At 60.8% G+C, this 16,570-nt stretch carries 15 protein-coding genes; 2 read left to right on the forward strand and 13 right to left on the reverse strand.

Annotated elements, in window-relative coordinates:
- Nucleotides 1–14: 14 nt before the first annotated feature.
- From ABIE52_RS23440 to ABIE52_RS23475, 8 genes are all read right to left on the reverse strand, one after another.
- The gene (locus tag ABIE52_RS23440) at nt 15–1,526 is read right to left on the reverse strand and encodes a long-chain-fatty-acid--CoA ligase (RefSeq protein WP_192712697.1); all 1,512 of its coding nucleotides are present in this window, start codon (nt 1,524–1,526) and stop codon (nt 15–17) included.
- Nucleotides 1,527–1,605: 79 nt separating this feature from the next.
- Nucleotides 1,606–2,022, reverse strand: a complete 417-nt coding sequence (locus tag ABIE52_RS23445) for a MaoC/PaaZ C-terminal domain-containing protein (protein WP_003943245.1) — start codon at nt 2,020–2,022, stop codon at nt 1,606–1,608.
- Nucleotides 2,019–2,441, reverse strand: a complete 423-nt coding sequence (locus ABIE52_RS23450; protein WP_007735631.1) for an FAS1-like dehydratase domain-containing protein — start codon at nt 2,439–2,441, stop codon at nt 2,019–2,021. The genes ABIE52_RS23445 and ABIE52_RS23450 overlap by 4 nt, the downstream gene beginning before the upstream one ends.
- Entirely contained in the window at nt 2,438–3,340 is a 903-nt protein-coding gene (locus ABIE52_RS23455) for an SDR family NAD(P)-dependent oxidoreductase (RefSeq protein WP_192712698.1), read from the reverse strand. The genes ABIE52_RS23450 and ABIE52_RS23455 overlap by 4 nt, the downstream gene beginning before the upstream one ends.
- Nucleotides 3,341–3,408: 68 nt before the next feature.
- Nucleotides 3,409–4,599 (reverse strand): lipid-transfer protein, encoded by a 1,191-nt coding sequence (locus ABIE52_RS23460; RefSeq protein ID WP_003943007.1) that lies wholly within the window; start codon nt 4,597–4,599, stop codon nt 3,409–3,411.
- A gap of 65 nt (nt 4,600–4,664) precedes the next feature.
- Complete coding sequence (locus ABIE52_RS23465; protein ID WP_192712699.1) at nt 4,665–5,828, reverse strand: thiolase family protein; 1,164 nt, start codon at nt 5,826–5,828, stop codon at nt 4,665–4,667.
- Between the two features lie 30 nt (nt 5,829–5,858).
- The gene (locus ABIE52_RS23470) at nt 5,859–7,016 is read right to left on the reverse strand and encodes an acyl-CoA dehydrogenase family protein (RefSeq protein WP_003943151.1); all 1,158 of its coding nucleotides are present in this window, start codon (nt 7,014–7,016) and stop codon (nt 5,859–5,861) included.
- A gap of 42 nt (nt 7,017–7,058) precedes the next feature.
- On the reverse strand, nt 7,059–7,862 hold the full coding sequence (locus ABIE52_RS23475; protein WP_007735643.1) for an SDR family NAD(P)-dependent oxidoreductase: 804 nt from the start codon (nt 7,860–7,862) through the stop codon (nt 7,059–7,061).
- A gap of 748 nt (nt 7,863–8,610) precedes the next feature.
- Between ABIE52_RS23475 and ABIE52_RS23480 the strand changes: the two genes are divergently transcribed.
- The gene (locus ABIE52_RS23480; RefSeq protein WP_003942979.1) at nt 8,611–9,981 is read left to right on the forward strand and encodes an MFS transporter; all 1,371 of its coding nucleotides are present in this window, start codon (nt 8,611–8,613) and stop codon (nt 9,979–9,981) included.
- 127 nt (nt 9,982–10,108) lie between these two features.
- Nucleotides 10,109–11,332, forward strand: a complete 1,224-nt coding sequence (locus ABIE52_RS23485) for a TetR/AcrR family transcriptional regulator (protein ID WP_270008254.1) — start codon at nt 10,109–10,111, stop codon at nt 11,330–11,332.
- Between the two features lie 34 nt (nt 11,333–11,366).
- Here the strand turns inward: ABIE52_RS23485 and ABIE52_RS23490 are convergent, their stop codons facing one another.
- From ABIE52_RS23490 to ABIE52_RS23510, 5 genes are all read right to left on the reverse strand, one after another.
- Nucleotides 11,367–12,101: an alpha/beta fold hydrolase gene (locus ABIE52_RS23490; RefSeq protein ID WP_192712700.1), complete on the reverse strand. Its 735-nt coding sequence runs from the start codon at nt 12,099–12,101 to the stop codon at nt 11,367–11,369.
- A gap of 113 nt (nt 12,102–12,214) precedes the next feature.
- Nucleotides 12,215–12,610 (reverse strand): RidA family protein, encoded by a 396-nt coding sequence (locus ABIE52_RS23495; RefSeq protein ID WP_003943219.1) that lies wholly within the window; start codon nt 12,608–12,610, stop codon nt 12,215–12,217.
- Between the two features lie 49 nt (nt 12,611–12,659).
- Nucleotides 12,660–13,493 (reverse strand): alpha/beta hydrolase, encoded by an 834-nt coding sequence (locus ABIE52_RS23500; RefSeq protein ID WP_007735649.1) that lies wholly within the window; start codon nt 13,491–13,493, stop codon nt 12,660–12,662.
- Between the two features lie 807 nt (nt 13,494–14,300).
- Nucleotides 14,301–14,993: an alpha/beta hydrolase gene (locus ABIE52_RS23505; protein ID WP_007735651.1), complete on the reverse strand. Its 693-nt coding sequence runs from the start codon at nt 14,991–14,993 to the stop codon at nt 14,301–14,303.
- A gap of 69 nt (nt 14,994–15,062) precedes the next feature.
- Nucleotides 15,063–16,286 carry an alpha/beta hydrolase gene (locus ABIE52_RS23510; protein WP_238565269.1) on the reverse strand — a complete coding sequence of 408 codons (1,224 nt, stop codon included), beginning with the start codon at nt 16,284–16,286 and terminating at the stop codon, nt 15,063–15,065.
- Nucleotides 16,287–16,570: the final 284 nt, after the last annotated feature.

Here is a 16,570-nt window from a genome sequence, read left to right on the forward strand (position 1 = left end):
CGACGCGGGGTTGGCTAGGTGTAGAGGCTGCGCAGTGAACGTTTGTCGGTCTTACCGGTGGCCGTGGTCGTCAGTGCTTCGACGAAGGCAACCGTGCGCGGTGCTTTGTACCCTGCGATTTGGGTTTTGACGTGCTCGCGAATTTCTTCGGCGGTGGCATGCAGTTGTGGGTTGAGGACCACCACTGCATGCACGCGCTCGCCCCACTGAGCGTCGGGCAGGCCGATGACGGCGCAGCGCAACACAGCGGGGTGGTTGGCGACGGCGTCCTCCACCTCGGCCGAATAGACGTTCTCGCCGCCGGTGATGATCATGTCCTTGGCGCGATCGACGATGAAGATGTAGCCCTCGTCGTCCATGTACGCGAGGTCTCCGGTGTGCAGCCAGCCCCCGCGTAGCGCTTCGGCGGTCTCCTCCGGACGATTCCAGTATCCGAGCATGATGTGCTCGCCGCGGGTGACGATCTCTCCGACAGTGCCCCGTGGCACCTCGTTGCCTTCCCGGTCGGCGATGATGATTTCGGCGTGCAGGCTTGCACGGCCCGCCGAGCGCAGGCGAGGACCACCGGCCCGGTGATCCGATCCGAGCAGGGAGACGATGACCGCGGTCTCCGTCATGCCGTACCCCTGGACGAAGTTCGCGTTGGGGAAGCGCGACATCGCGCGTTCCAGGATGGCCGCGGGCATCGGGGCGGCTCCGTACACAATCGATTTGACGCTGGTGACGTCCGTGTCCGAAAAGGCCGGATGGTTGTAGAGCATCTGCAACATGCTCGGGATCGCGGTCATCGTGGTGACCCGACGGCCCGCGATCAGGCCGAGCACGTCGCCGGCGTCGAAGCGGTTGGCGAACACGACTGTGCCGCCGACCACGGTCTGGGCCATCATGCCGAGCAATGCGGCAATGTGGAACAGAGGAGCCATCACCAGAGTTATGCCACCGATCTCGCAGGACCGGGCAAAGCCGGTACCGCCGAGCAGGGCGGTGGAGAGACTGCGATGAGAGTGCATGACGGCTTTGGGAGTGCCGGTGGTTCCGCCGGTGTAGATCAGCGCGGCCAAGGTGTCGCCGCCGGCACGCACGTCCTCGACCTCGGGGCCTTCGACGATCAGGTCTTCGAAACCAGCCATTCCGGCGGGAGCCGGCTCGTCGCCCATGTAGACGAGCGTGACAGTGGCGTCGAGTCCGGTCACCAGTAGCCGGCATTCCTCGTCGACGAGTACAAAAGCGCTGCCGACTCCGGTGACCGCGTCGGTGACTTCACGGACGGAACCGTGACGGTTTACGAGATTGACGACAGCGCCGATCCACCACGTCGCCATCAACGACTCGAAGTAACGGTCGGAGTTGAACGCCAGGATGCTGACCCGGTCGCCCGGACCCACGCCACGCTCTCGCAGGGCTCCGGCGAGTCTGGCGACTCGCTTCGCGATCTGTGGGGCGTTGCGCTCGCGATGCTCGCAGACGGTCAAGGGTCGGTGCGGCTGTTGTTGAACCGCCCTGTGCAGAAGGTGGGTCAGATGCATGGGCTGGCGTGCTCCTCGAGTCGGGTGGTGCTGACGGCGGATAGTCGAGATGCCGACGAATCGACACCCCGACCTCGAGTTAATCGATCAGGAATTCCGCGTCTCCGACGAGGGCCTTGACGCCGTTCTGACGAGCGCAGACAAGTTCGACACGAGCACGTCGACCGTCCTCGGCCTCGTAGGTGTCGACGACGACAGCAGAGCAGGTGAGTTCGTCACCGGGCCAGACCTTGTCGGCGAATCGAATCTTGAACCGACGCAGGTTCTCGACACCCAGCCAGTCGGTGACGTAGCTGGCCAGCATGCCTGCCTGAAGCATGCCGACGGAGAACACGGACGGGAAGCCGGTCTCACGGGCGAACGTGTCGTCGTGGTGCAACGGATGGAAATCACCCGAGGCACCCTGATACTTGACGAAGTCGGTGCGAGTCAGTGGAGGGAAGGTCTTGCTCTCGGCCTGTTGTCCGGCTACGACGGTTTCGGTCGTGGTCGTCATTTCCCCTCCTCCTTGCCGCCCGTTGTGGCGGTCTCGATGATCGTGCTGTTCTGCGTCGCGATCAGTTCTCCGGACTCGTCACGGAACTCGGTGATCATCTTCGCGAAGGTCATCACACCACCGCGCTTTCCGGGCTTTTCGAAGCGGTCACCGACAGTTGTCTCGGCGGTCAGCTTCTGGCCGGCACGTGGAAGTGGGCCGTGGAAGATGTACTCCTCCTCACCGTGGAGGATGCGACGACGGTCGAATCCGAGCTTGGCGAAACCGGATTGGTCTGCGGGCTCCCAGATCATTCGGCCGCTGGTGAGCATGGTCGGCGGGATCACCGCATCCTCGCCGGCATGCTGTTCTGGGTTTGCCTTCACGGCCCGGACGAATTCCTGGACCTTGCTGTAGTCGAGCGGAAACGTGTAACTCACTTGGTTTCTCCTTCGATCTTCGGGATGCCGGCTCGCCGGGTCTCGACCGACTTGAGGAAGGCGTCGTCGCCGAGAAGCTTTGTCAGTTCTCCGATGTCGAGCTGCCGGTCCTCACGAATTTCGTCGGCGATCGAGTAGCCGCCGTAGAGACCCACGTAGCCGCCGTAGACGGCAAAAACCTGTCCGTTGAACGCGCACTCGGCGCTCGACAGGTAGGCCACGAGTGACGAGCAGTTGGCGGGGTTGTAGCGATCGAAGACTGACTCGTCGACGGGCTCACCGACCAAATCCTTGATGCCGGGCGTGGCTTTGACAGGTTCGGTGCGCGCCACGGGAGCGATGGCATTGGCCTTGACGCCGAATCGCTCGAATTCGCGAGCGGCGTTGACTGCCTGGATGGCCAGACCGGCCTTGGCGGCGGAGTAATTCCACTGCCCGAAGTTGCCGTGCAGTCCGGATCCGGAACTGGTGTTGACCAGGTTGCGTGTCTCCTGCACGCCTGCCTTCGACTGGTCGCGCCAATATCTCACGGCGGCGCGGGTAGCAGAGAAGGTTCCCTTGAGGTGTACAGCGATGACCGAGTCGAACTCTTCCTCGGTCATGTTCCACAGCATCGCGTCGCGGATGATACCGGCGTTGTTGACCACCGAGTGCAAGTTTCCGAAGGTGGATACTGCTGCGTCGGTTAGCTTCTCACCGACGGCCATTTCCGCGATCGAGCCCTCTACCGCGATGGCCGAGCCGCCGGCAGCGACGATTTCGTCTGCCACCTGCTGTGCTCCGCGCAGGTCGTTGACCACGATGCTGGCGCCTTCGGCTGCCATGAGTAATGCGTGTTCGCGACCGAGGCCTGCGCCGGCCCCGGTGACGATGGCAACGCGTCCGTCGAGTTGTCCCATGATGTTTCCTTTCGTTCTTCGCGCCGAGCTACGGCGCGGCGGTGTTGACGTGTTGGCGGAAGTGGTTGCTAAGCAACCTTTTCGTAGAGCGTGATGACGCCGGCGCCGCCGAGACCGAGATTGTGCTGCAGTGCAAGCTTTGCTCCGTCGACCTGTCGTGCGTCGGCGGTGCCGCGCAACTGCCACACCAGTTCCGCACACTGCGCCAAGCCGGTGGCGCCGAGCGGATGCCCCTTGGACAGCAGACCACCGCTGGGGTTCACTACAATCCGGCCGCCGTAGGTGTTGTCGCCGTCGAGGATGAACTTCTCGGAGCACCCTTCGTCGACCAATCCGAGGGCCTCGTAGGAGAGCACCTCGTTGACCGAGAAGCAGTCGTGCAATTCCACGACCTGGATGTCGCGTGGATCCACTCCGGCCTTTTCGTAAATCCGTTGCGAAGCAACTCGAGTGATGTCCGCACCGACCACTTTGAAGACGTCGTCGTCGGTGAAGACGCTGGGGAAGTCGGTGACCAACTCTTGAGCTGCGATCGCCACGCCCGGTGTGAGGCCGTGGGCACGCGCGAAATCTTCGCTGCATACGATGGCGGCGCCGGCTCCGCAGGTGGGCGGGCAGGCCTGCAAACGAGTCAGCCCGCCGTACAGTGCCTTTGATTCGAGCACTTCCTGCTCAGTGACCGGCTCACGGAAAACCGCGTACGGGTTGTTGGCAGCGTGCTTGCGGGATTTGACCGAGATCTTCGCGAACAGATCCGGCGAGACCCCGTACCGCTTGGAGTACTCCTGCGCAGCGGCACCGAAGTACTGCATCGCCATGGACGGGTTGGCGGGGTCGATGCCGTAGGTGCGGTCGAGGACTTCCGCGTGTCGCTCCATCGGAGCCGGGCGGTCTCCCCAGTGGTTGACCAAAGCGCCAGGCTGCATCTGCTCGAAGCCAACGGCGAGTGCGCATTCGACGACGCCCGACTCGACGGCTTGTCTGGCCAACCACAGCGCGGACGAGCCACTCGCGCAGTTGTTGTTGACGTTGACAACCGGAATTCCGGTCATACCCGCGCCGTAGATGGCGCGTTGGCCACTCGTCGAATCCCCGTACACGTAGCCGGCGTAGGCCTGCCCGATCTTGTCGAATCCGATTCCGGCGTCCGCGAGTGCGTTGACAATGGCCTTCGCGCCCATCTCGTAGTAGTGCTCGCTGCGCCCTGGCTTCGTGAACGGGATCATTCCGACCCCGGCGACTAGTACTTTGCGACTCATCGGTGCTCCCTTGTGATTACTGGTCTTCGTGGATTGGTGGTTGATTCGTTGTGTGTGAGGCGCATTCAGAGCAACTCGAGGATGGTGGCGTTGGCCATGCCGCCGCCCTCACACATCGACTGCAAGCCGTAACGGATTCCCTCGTCACGCATGTGGTGCACCATCGTGGTCATCAACCGCGCGCCGGAGCCTCCCACGGGATGCCCGATGGCCATGGCGCCGCCGTTGGGGTTCATCAGCGAATAGTCGGCTCCGGTCTCGCGCAACCAGGCCAGCGACACGGCGGCGAATGCTTCGTTGATCTCGAACGTGCCGATGTCGGAGAGCGTCAACCCGGACTTCTTCAGCGCCAACGCCGTTGCCGGGATCGGTCCCTTGAGGATGCTCACCGGATCGGTACCGGTCACGACCGCAGTGTGAATGCGGGCGATCGGTGTCCAACCGTGTTCACGCGCAACGTCACTGGTCGTCACGAGGAGCGCGGCGGACCCGTCGGAAACCTGGGAAGCGTTTCCCGCCGTGATCTCGGTTCCCTCGAACGCTGCCGGCAGCTCGGCGAGGCGTTCCATGGTCCCGCCGCGACGGATACCTTCGTCCGTCTCGATGATCCGGGTGGCGCCTTCGGCGTCGATGACCGTGACCGGAGCGATCTGGCCGGCGAAACGGCCGGCGTCGACAGCGGCAGCAGCTCGGGCATGCGAGTCGAGGCCGTGTCGATCCATGTCGGCGCGACTGATTCCGTACTCGTCGGCGATCATCTGAGCGCCGAGTCCTTGGTTGAATCGCTCGATGTCGTAGCGCCCCAGCACTAGTGGACCGTGCATCGGCCCGTAGTCGCCGGCACGCGCAGCCGCGCCGAGCGGGATGACGCTCATCATCTCGACTCCGCCCGCGACTGCGACGTCGTACTGGCCCGAGATCACGCCCGCTGCCGCCTGGTGTACGGCCTGCTGCGAAGAGCCGCATTGACGGTCGACTGTCACGCCAGGGACATGTTCGGGCCATCCTGCACCGAGTACTGCCGACCGGGCGATACAGCCGGCCTGCATGCCGAGGGTTCCGACGCAACCCCAGATCACGTCGTCGACGATTGCGGGGTCCAGCCCGGTTCGCTCTGCCAGCGCGCGCAGAACGTGCGCTGACAGATTGACTGCATGCGTGGTGGACAACCCGCCACCACGTTTGCCGATCGGTGTCCGTACCGCATCGACAATGACTGCATCACGCATGAAAGCTCCTGTGTCCGAGTCGGTTGGAGATCAGAGACCGATGTCCTTGGCGATGATGGTCTTCATGACTTCGCTGGTACCGCCGTAAATGCGCGAGACTCTCGTGTCGGCGTACAGGCGAGCGATCGGATATTCGAGGATGTACCCGTAGCCGCCGTGCAGTTGTAGGCACTTGTCGATCACGCGGCCTGCCATCTCGGTGCAGAACAGCTTGATGCGTGCAGCATCGGCGGCGGTGAGTTCTCCGGAGTCGTCGAGATCGAGTCCCTTGTCCGCCAGTGCCTGCGCGGCAGCGACTTCGGTAGCACATTCGGCAAGAACGAACTTGGTGTTCTGGAAGGATGCAACAGGTTTACCGAAGACTTGACGCTGGCGGACGTACTCCGACGCGAACTCGATCGCCGCAGCCGCACATGCGGTCTGGCCGACACCGATGGAAAGTCGTTCGCGGGGGAGGTTTTGGCCGAGGTAGGAGAAGCCCTTGTCCTGCTCGCCGAGGAGATTCTCGACCGGAACTCGAACATCGGTGAACGAGAGTTCGTTGGTGTCGGAAGACTTCATACCGATCTTGTCGAGCTTGCGTCCGAAATTGAAGCCGACACTGTCGGTGGGAACTACCAGGAGGCTGAGTCCGAAGCGTCGGTCCTCCTCGGACGGCGCGGAGGTTCGAGCGGCTACGACGCAGAGTTCCGAGTTGCGGGCACCGGTGATGAAGGTCTTGGCACCGTTGAGGATGTAGTGGGTGCCGTCTTCGGACAGGCGCGCCGTGGTCTTGATGCCTGCCAGATCCGATCCGGTTCCCGGCTCGGTCATGGCGATGCAGAGCATGGTCTCGCCGCTCGCCACGCCTGGAAGCCACCGCTGCTTCTGCTCGTCGTCGGCAAGGCGCAGCAGGTACGGCAGCACGATGCCGATGCTCACTCCGTAGTGTCCGAAACTTACTGCTGCACGAGCTGTTTCCTCTTGGATGACAGCTTGGAATTTGAAGCTGGTGGGCCCGGCGCCACCGAACTCCTCGGGGATGTCGAAACTCGTCGCGCCGAGTTCTGCAAGCTGGTTGAACAACTCACGCGGTACCTGATTCGCGTTCTCCCACTCCGGGTAGTTCGGCGTCACCTGCTTGGCGATGAAGGTCCGGATGGTCTCGCGGAATGCCTCGTGCTCGGGGGCATAGACGGTACGTTTCATGATGCGCTCCTGAAGATTTGTGGTGAGATGACGTGTTTTGGGTCAGACGCGTCCGGCGTCGACGACGAGGCACTGGCTGTTGATGTAGTCCGATTCGGGAGTGCACAGCAGGTACACCGCCCCCGCGGCTTCCACCGGAGTGCCGCCTCGGCCAAATGGGATCATCTTCGACGCGACGGCCAAGCGATCAGGGTTGACGCCGACGCGAATCTCGCGGCCGTCGATCGTCAACGTCGCGTTCGCGTCCGCGGACACCTCGGTCATTCTCGTGATGATCAGTCCGAAGGCCACTGCGTTGACGTTGACCCTGTACCGACCCCATTCCTTGGCAAGAGTCTTGGTCAGTCCGATCAGTCCGGCTTTGGCGGCGGCGTAGTTGGATTGGCCGGCGTTCCCGTAGTACCCCGACACCGACGACACGTTCACCACCTTGCGGTGGTATTCGGTCGGGTTGGCTTTGATGAAAGGTTGCGCCGCACGCAGGATGCGGAACGGCGCTTTGAGATTCACGTCCACGATGGTGTCCCACTGCTCGTCGGTCATCTTCTGAATCACCGAGTCCCAGGTATATCCGGCGTTGTTGACGATGATGTCCAGACCACCGAAGGTCTCGACCGCAGTGCTGACGAATCGCTCCGCGAAACCGTCCTCGGACACTGAACCCACTACGCTGACTGCTTGCCCGCCGGCCGCCTTGATGTCGTGCTCGGTCTGTGCAGCAGCTTCGGGATCCAAGTCGTTGATTGTCACCGCTGCACCCTCGCGGGCGAATTTGAGTGCGATTTCTCGACCGATCCCACGTCCCGACCCGGATACGAGAGCGACCTTTCCCTCCAGGTTACCCACGGTCCCAGTTCCCGCGATCCCATTTCCCACGGTGTTCCCTTTCGAGTGAAGAGTGTTGTAGCGAAACGTAATTGGCGGTAGTCCAGGCCGGTGGTTGCTCCGGCGCTGCGATATCCCGAGGCGTCGTGGCTCCGGGAGCTTCATTCGCAATTACTGATGATTCACTTTTAGGCCTTAAAAGTATGTATGTCAAGCATCTTCGCTGTCACAGCTGGTCAAGCGCTATTCCAATGCGTTCACAGTTGCGTGCAAACTTGGCAGGGTGGGGCGTAGGTGGCGAGTGACGGACACTCTGGGGTGCCGGAAGCTGTCGATTGTCACCGCACGTGTTGGGGCATCGTGCGGTTGGGTTTCGAGGGAACTGGCCTTTCGGCAAGGTCACCAGTGTCGTCGGTAGTTCGAAGTGACCCTTGACACAGTAGGGAAAATGGCTCAAAGTGAATCCCAAGTAATTCCCTGAAGCGGCATTGCATGAGAATGCCCGCGCACGGATGGCTGAACTGAAAAATTCGACCTGAGGGAGGCGGGCGTCGAACTGTCTGTTTCTGCTTATCTGGCAGTGCTATTCGGTGGTTTTCTCTCAAGGAATGGCCAACTGACGTGTCTTCTCTGCGGAAGAAGAGCGTGATGGATCTCGATTCCAAACATCGATGTGAACTCGAAGTGTCACCAAACCAAGCGACAAGTCTGCCCCTGCACTGCGTTGGCAGTGCCCGTTGATCAAACCGTCTCCTCGAAGGATCCGACAGTGACAACACCCCGGACCACACCCAAGGCAACGCCTCGTCAAGTGGCAACACACCAACAAGCATCTTCGGGCACAGCAGTGCCCGCACCGCCCGAATCACGTCGCCGTGCTTGGGGTTTGACCTCGCTGCTGGTCTTCCTGACCGTCATCAACTGGGGCGACAAAGCGGTTTTGGGCATCATTGCCCAACCGTTGTCCAAGGAGTTGGGGTTGACAGCATCCCAGATCGGTCTCGTGGGTAGCTTGTTCTTCCTCACCTTCACGATCGGCGGTTTCTTTTCCGGAGCGATTGCCCGAATAACGACACTGAGATGGGCGCTGGCGGTGTTGGCCTTGCTCTGGTCGGCGGCAATGCTCCCGATGGTCATCACGGCGAGTTTTGCTGTGCTGGTGGTCAGTCGGATGCTGTTGGGTTTGGCTGAGGGGCCGAGCGGGCCCCTGACGCACACCGCCGCGTTCTCCTGGCATCCGCCGGCGAAGCGTGGACTTCCAGGTGCGCTTCTCGCCGGGTCGGCCTCGCTGGCGAAGATTGCCGTGGCTCCCGCGCTTGCCTTCGTGACGGTCACGTGGGGGTGGCGTGCGGCCGTGGTTTGCATGGCGGTGCTCGGCGTGTTGTGGTGCGTGCTCTGGCTGCCCCTGTGGTCGCAGGGTCCCTACATCCGTAGTGGAAAGCGACGAGAAGAGGCGGGAGCCGGTGCAGCCGAGACCGACGAGCCGGCGGTGCCGTGGATACGCATCTTCCGAACGCGGACGTTCATCAGCTGCACAATGCTGGTGATGGCGATATACGCCATCGTCGCGGTTGTGCTGACCTGGCTTCCGTCGTACTTCGAAGTGGGCCTGGGATACAGCCGACTGCAGGCTGGTTCGATGTTCGCATTCCCCAGCATTGCGGGCCTTATCTTGATGTTGATCCTCTCCTCTTCCGGAGATCGTCTGACTTCTCGCGGCGCCACGTCCCGCCTGATTCGAATAATCGTTCCCTCGGTGGGTGTGCTCGTCAGCGGAATGATCATGGTGTTCCTGCCCTACGTGTCGGCCCCCGCGCTGGCGGTCGCGATCGTCTCGGTCGGATACGGGTTCCTCGCGTCCGGCTATCCGCTGATCATCGCCACGATCTCCGAAATATGTCCGCCCCGGCAGACAGCCGGAACGCTCGGAGTTTTCATGGCAATGATGGGAATCGGGGGTTTGATCGGCCCTTACGTGACCGGGCGGATCGTCGACGCTGCCGATACTCCGGCTGCGGGCTATGCCACTGCGTTCCAGGCCTTCGGGTTGGTTGCGGTCCTGTTTGCGTTCGGAACCTTGATTTTCGCCAACCCCGAGCGTGACAAGGAGATCGTCTGGAAAGCTACGAGTCGAACGTAGCTACCTGAGGTTCCCGAGTGTGCAGAATAGTAGGTAACTGGACTTTTCTGGTTATGAGTCGTCTTCATGCGAGTACACTCGCTTTGTGAATCTGACGCAATGACCGAATCGACGATAGGATGGCGGCGTGCCACGTGAAAGGGAACCGATGACTGCCGTCCGTCGACCCCGCGACCGTAAGCAACAGATATTGACAGCAGCAAGCGAGCTGTTCCGGGAGCACGGGTATCACAACATTTCTGTTTCGGATGTCACCGCTCGTGTGGACATCACGACGTCCGCGCTCTATCGCCATTATCGAAACAAGAACAGCCTGCTCTATCACGCGGTTCTGGCCGGGATCGAGTCTCTCAATGAATCTGTCGGCGGTGCAACGGATCTGTACACGTTGCTGACAACGCTGTCGGCAACGTCGGTCGAGCGCCGCGGGCTGCCGCTGTTGTGGCAGCGTGAAGCCAGGTATCTGGACGACGACCAACGAGAGATGCTGCGTAAGAAGTTGCGGTTCAGTACCTCTCGCATCTCGGAGCTGGTGCAAGCGCACAGGTCTGACCTTTCCGACTCCGACAGTCGGCTGCTGGCGTACTCGATCCTTGCAGTGTTCAGCAGTTCGTCAAGTCACCGAATCTCGATGCCTCCCCGCCAGATGGAGGCACTGCTGTTCGACCTTTCGGCGCGTGTTTCCCTGTCCCCCATCGGGTCTGCGGACCCCGACGTTCCCGCTGCGCGCACAGAGGTCATCTCCATACCCGTTTCGCGACGCGAACAACTACTGACTGCGGCGATTCAACTGTTCGACGAACGCGGGTATCGAACGGTGAGCAACGAGGACATCGGCGCGGCCTGCGGGACGACAGGCCAGAACGTGTACAACCATTTCGATACAAAGCTCGACATTCTGTCCACGGCAATCACCCGTGGTTTCGACCGACGTGACCTTGCCGTGAGGCAGGCCCTGTCGCAAGTAGGCGATTCGAGCCAGACGCTCGACATTCTCTTGGGTGTTCATATCGCGTTTGCCCTGGAAGACGGACACCTCATCGGTTTGATGGCGACGGAACTCGCCGAGCTTCCCGACAACACCCGAAAGGCATGTGTCCAAGCTCAGCGGGACTACCTGGAGCTGTGGGTTAGAGCGCTCAGTGAAGTTCGCCCCGGCTTGGATGCCACCGAGGCGAAGTTCACCGTGAGTGCAGCAATGACGTTGATCGGCAACGCTATCCGTATCGGAAGCGTTCGGCGCCGTGCGGACCTCGCAGACCGACTGACAGAAATATGCATCGCTTTGATGACGGAGACTTCGGATCCCGCTGCGTCATTGGTGGACGCCGGCGTTGGTTCCACTCCGTAGTCTCGGAGCGGCACATCGGCACCCACAGAACGAGTCAGTCGCGCCCGGCTTCGACCAGCTTCTCGGCGAGGGTCGCTGGTGTAGTGAAAATCGCTTCGTGGCTTCCTGCCATCTGAACGATCCTGCACAGGCCGAGTCTGCTCGAAAATCGTGGATGCCAAGCGAACTCGCCGTGCGGCATTGCGGTGTCTTCCGTGCAGTTCAGGTAGGAAGTCCTCATCGTCCCGGAGTTGACGAGTTCGTAGAACTTCGTGAGATCAAGTTTGTCTTCCAACATAGTGACCGGTGTCGGACATAGAGACTCGTAGGCGCTCATGGCTGTCTCGTGATCGGCGTCGTTCAAGAACGCTTCTCGCCACACGTTCCAAGGCAAGGAGAACATTCCATCCACCGCTCCTTCGCGCACCATCTCTCGATAGTGAGCCGGGGACTCGTCGTTGATGCTGTTGCCATTCGCTGGAACAAAGGCGTTCCAATAGACAAGTCGTCGAATGCGGTCGGGAAATACCTCTGCGACCTTGGAGATGATCGTGCCGCCGAAGCTGTGTCCCACCAGAATGAAATCCGTGATGTCTCGCTCTGTGATGTACCGAACGATCGACTCGACACCGTCCGCGTGTCGGACACTCGTCTGTGATACCCCGAACCCCGAGACCGTGGGCGTGTACACGCGATGGCCGACTGCAAGCAGGTGTTTCGCCACTGGTGCCCAGTGCTCCCCGGTATGCCAAGCTCCATGCACGAGAACGAAAGTGTATTGCTGCGCCACGACTATTCCTCCATTACGTAAGTTCGCTTGCCGAAAAGAAATTCATCCGTGAGATCGAATATGATTACCGCTCTGCGGAATTGGAGATATCCGTCAATTTCGTTCGAGGTGCCCTAGCGGACTGCCACAGCTTCGATCTCGACCAGCATTGCCGGGTCGGACAGCCCGGTAGTCTCAGCCATCAAGCTGGCTGGTGAGCATTGGTAGGTTTCGAGGGCATCGAGAACAACATCGTAGTTCGAGGTTGCAGCAGCTATGTCTCTGACAAAGATGCGGATCTGTACTACGTCTCTGAAACTGAAGCCCGCAACTTCGAGGGTGCGGTCGATGTTGACAAAAGTCGTTGCAACTTGGGCTCTGAAGTCGCCGACGCCTCCGCGTGTGTCCACGCTGCCTCGTCCCTCATGCCCCGATACGAAGAGAAACTCCGAAGGTGCGCTGATTCTGACCGCGGCGTTGTATCCGAACCTACCCGTAATGAGTTGTGGGGCAATGTTTTCGCGCTGCATGTCGAGTGGCGTCCAATCTGAATCGTCGATAGTTTCGCCGCTGATCGAGTCAGCGGTCGTAGGACAAGATCTGTTTGGCGACTGCTCGGGGAGCGGAGATCATCCCGTCGTGCCCGGTGTTGATCCGATCGAGTTGCCACTCGCGCGAGTTGTTCAGCACCCGCTGCTTCGACGCTTGGATGTCGGGGAAGGCGGGCTCGGTGAAGTCGATGTAGTGCCGTGGAAGTCCAGCACCAGCCGGACCGGTGAGAGTGACTGTGTCACTCCAGGTCGACCATGGGTGCGCAGTGAGTTGCCTTTTCGCCCAATCGATGTCATTTCGATCGGTGAGACCGAACATAGTGGGATCTGTCGGGGCGGGTACAGCGTGCCCGCCGGTGGCAGCGACAAGCGTTCGGAGTACCTCCTGACTGCCGAGTGGCATTGTGGACAGCACTGTCTCACCGTTTTCGATGACGACAGCATCGAGGTAGACCAATCGACGGATCTTCTCAGGCATCCGGTCAGCCACCGAGGTTATGTAAGCACCACCGATGCTGTGGCCGACCAGTACGAAGTCTGTGAGCTCCTCTGCTTCAATCGTCCGAATGATGTCGTTGACAGCGTCGTCGTAGCTCAACTCTGCATGGAGGAGATGGGATCGGTCACCTACGCCGGTGATCGTCGGAGTGATCACTCGGTTTTCGCCGCGTTGCAACATCGGCGCGAGTTTGCGCCAACACCAACCTCCATGGCTGCCACCGTGAACGAGAAGGTAGTCCGGTCGCGCGGGGGAAGCTGAAGAGACGCCGGTGACTGCGGTAGCAGTTGCAGGGGCAGCGGGTGTGACTGCGGCTGCGGCTGCGAGTGCCGCCGCCCCTGCGAACAGCGTGCGCCGATTCATTCGCGAGTGAATCCTCGACGGCTCGCCGGCTACACCTCGCTCGGAAGCATGCGACATTCTGCTGTGCGTTCGAGTTGCGCTGTTCGGGGCCGTCAGGGCCCCGAAGGGCATGGGAGATGTCATCCACCTAGCCTGCCGATCTACACACCTGCTGAACATGTTGGTCAGACCACGAAACATGTCCTTGCGTTCGCTTGCCTTGCCTTGCCTTGCCTTGCCTTGCCTTGCCTTGCCTTGCCTTGGCGGGGGTCTATCGATGCGTGGGCTTGGACGCTGCAGAGTCGACATTCACTGCGATCTTGACTTGCGGCTCGCCAGTCTGTCGGACTCCCGTAACCGATCAACTAACGAAATCAGCATCTCCTGGGAATCAGACGACAAAGCGTTTGTCAGTCCGAGAAGATGCTTCACCGGTTCATCCGACAACTGGGCAATGAGCAAGGCATCCGAGTGTCGCGAGTCTTCAGTTCCTGAATCGCCTCGGCTGTCGAAGAAGTGGCTGGTTGTGACACCGAAGAACTGTGCGAGGCCATGCATCACAGTCGCTGACGGGGCGCGGCGAACCCCGGTGCGAAGTTGAGAAAGGTAGGCGTCGATATGCGATACCCCTGCTGGCGAAGTGCGTCGCAGACTCGTGCATTGGTCAATCCAGGTTGGCGGGTTGCGAAAAGAGCGTTCAATCTGATGCAGAAAACGCTGTATCCATGCTCGCTCAGCAATTCTCTGCTCTCCGTGTGGCGTACCGGTTCGGTCCGATACCCCCGAGCGGGCCGGGACCTGCCGCTCGGGGGATGAGTGATCGGGTTGTCAGACTTGAATGTCGCTGAGCGCGTCGACGATCAAGTCGGTTACCGCTGACGGCTGCGACGCCAAGGATGCGTGCCCAGCTGGCAGCTCGACGAGTTTGCGAGGGTTCATTCGCCCAGCCATCATGCGCTCGTTGTCGGGATGGATCATTCGATCTTCACTGGAGACCTGGTACCAGCTCGGCTTGACCTTCCACGCCGGTGCAGTAACCGCGTCACCGAAAGTACTTGCCAATGGTGCTTTTTGGGTAACTGCCATGATCAGTGAGTCATTGACGTCGAGATCCTGACAGAAGCTTTCGCGATACTTTTCCTGAATGATCCACAGGTATCCGTCGGAGTCCGGTGTCAGATTTGCGGCAGCGGCGGGTGGGTTCTGTTGGGTGATGCCGCCCGGGCTTTCGCCGGCATCGGGTGCAAACGCTGCGATGTACACCAGCCCGACGACGTTGGGGAGGTCCCCCATTTCGGTGATGACTGCACCGCCATAGGAGTGACCGACCAGCAGAACAGGGCCTTGAATCTGCTCGACCATCTTGCGCGTGCGTTCGGCATCGTCAGCGAGTGATGTCAGAGGCAGTTCGACGGCGCGGAGATTCGAATATCCCCTGGCGTGCAAATCGACGATGACTTTGCCCCAGTGGGCCGCGCCGCCCCAAAAACCGTGTACCAAAACAACAGTTACGTCAGTCATGCCGTTCCCTTCGGTTGGTGTTCCTTGTTTTCGGCAGTGGCCAGGCCATCGGCGTTCTCGGTCAGCCCGTCAGGCACTGCACGCTGAGTTGACCGGTGCCTTGTTGATTCGGTCCCACAGGAACTTTGCCGCTAGCGGCATTCCGGTCGCCGTTCCGAAATCATGGCTGAGAGTTGACCCCGGTAGTAATGGCGGCGTGATGTCGTCTTGTGTGTATTCGACTTCCGCTCCCAATGCGCACCATCTGTCTCTCAGTGCTGCAACGGAATCAGCGGGAACGATGTCGTCGTTGGTGGACGTGTGCAGGTATACCGGGGCAGAGGGGGTCGTGCGTCCGATCTGTTGATCGTCGACTACTGCCGCGAGTTCCGGCTCTTCGGAGAGGATCTGAGAGAAGGATTTTCCGTCGACGGTGTAATCGGTACTACGAGTACCCAACGATGTCAGCCCGGTATCCGGCACGCATTGCGTCGCACTGGTCGTAAGCCATTGTTTTCCCTCCTCGTTGAGCCGCTTGTCGAAGATCGGACCTAGCTCGGGGTATCTCGCCATCAGGCTGTTGAGGGTGTACCCGATCGCTCCGGTGAGTAGTGACCCGTCTGCCTTGCGGAGAACTTCGCGCAGATCGGGATCGGCTGCCCCCGCGTAGGTACCGAGCATGTTCAGCTCTGGTGCCCGCTCGTCGACGATTTCTGCAGCGGATGCGCTCGCCCCGCCGCCCTGGGAGTAGCCCCAGAACGCGATCGGCGTGGAGTCAGGCAGATTCCACAGTTGATTCGAGGCGCGCGCGGCATCGACGACGGCGTTGCCCTGCTCGACCCTGTTGACGTAGGTGTGAATCCCGGGAGTGCCAAGTCCGATGTAGTCGGGCATGACTACTCGAAACCCTGCGGTGAGCAGCAAGCCGGCGTCGGCGACGTTGTAGTTGACGGGCAAGCTCAACTGAGGGCTGATCTGAATATTGAAGGCCCACGCAAGGTTCTTCGAACCGGCGCATTGATCGCCCTGGCCGAACGTACCCGGAGCGACGACCACGGTAGGTCGTTCACCGGGCCCGCGCCAGGGAAACGCCGGCGTGATGGCTGCGCCCGTGGTGGCCACGGGAGTTCCGTCCACGAGAGTGGAGGTGTACATGATCTTCTCGCCATTGCCCGGCCAAGTGCCAGGGATGCCGGGTATCTGACCGAGCAGAGGGGTGGGCTCGGACTTGATCATCGTGCCCTCCCCTGCCGGCAATGTCGTGGGTGGTTGATAGAAATCTTGCGATTCCGCTTGTGCAAGAGCGAGATTCATGGAAAATACTCCGACAGTGAGGAAGCCCACTGTCGTGAGACGGAGCAGCGCAGCTTTGTGCATTTCTTCTCAGATCTTCCGTGTAAGACATTGTTGTCTAACTTTCCCTCAAGGTAGCGCACATGTGACGGGACTCGCAATGGTCGTCTCGCATCGGTGTTCGCCACAGTTGGAGTCTGTATGGGGCCCTGCACCGCGCGCCGCTGCTGAGGAAGATTCCGGCCTGCGGGAGAAGGGCCGGAAGGCAGAAGGGTTCCGAGGAAGACGCTGCAGCGTGTGGCGCG

Origin of the sequence: Rhodococcus sp. OAS809 (assembly GCF_040546695.1) — a bacterium.
GTDB lineage: Bacteria > Actinomycetota > Actinomycetes > Mycobacteriales > Mycobacteriaceae > Rhodococcus_F > Rhodococcus_F qingshengii.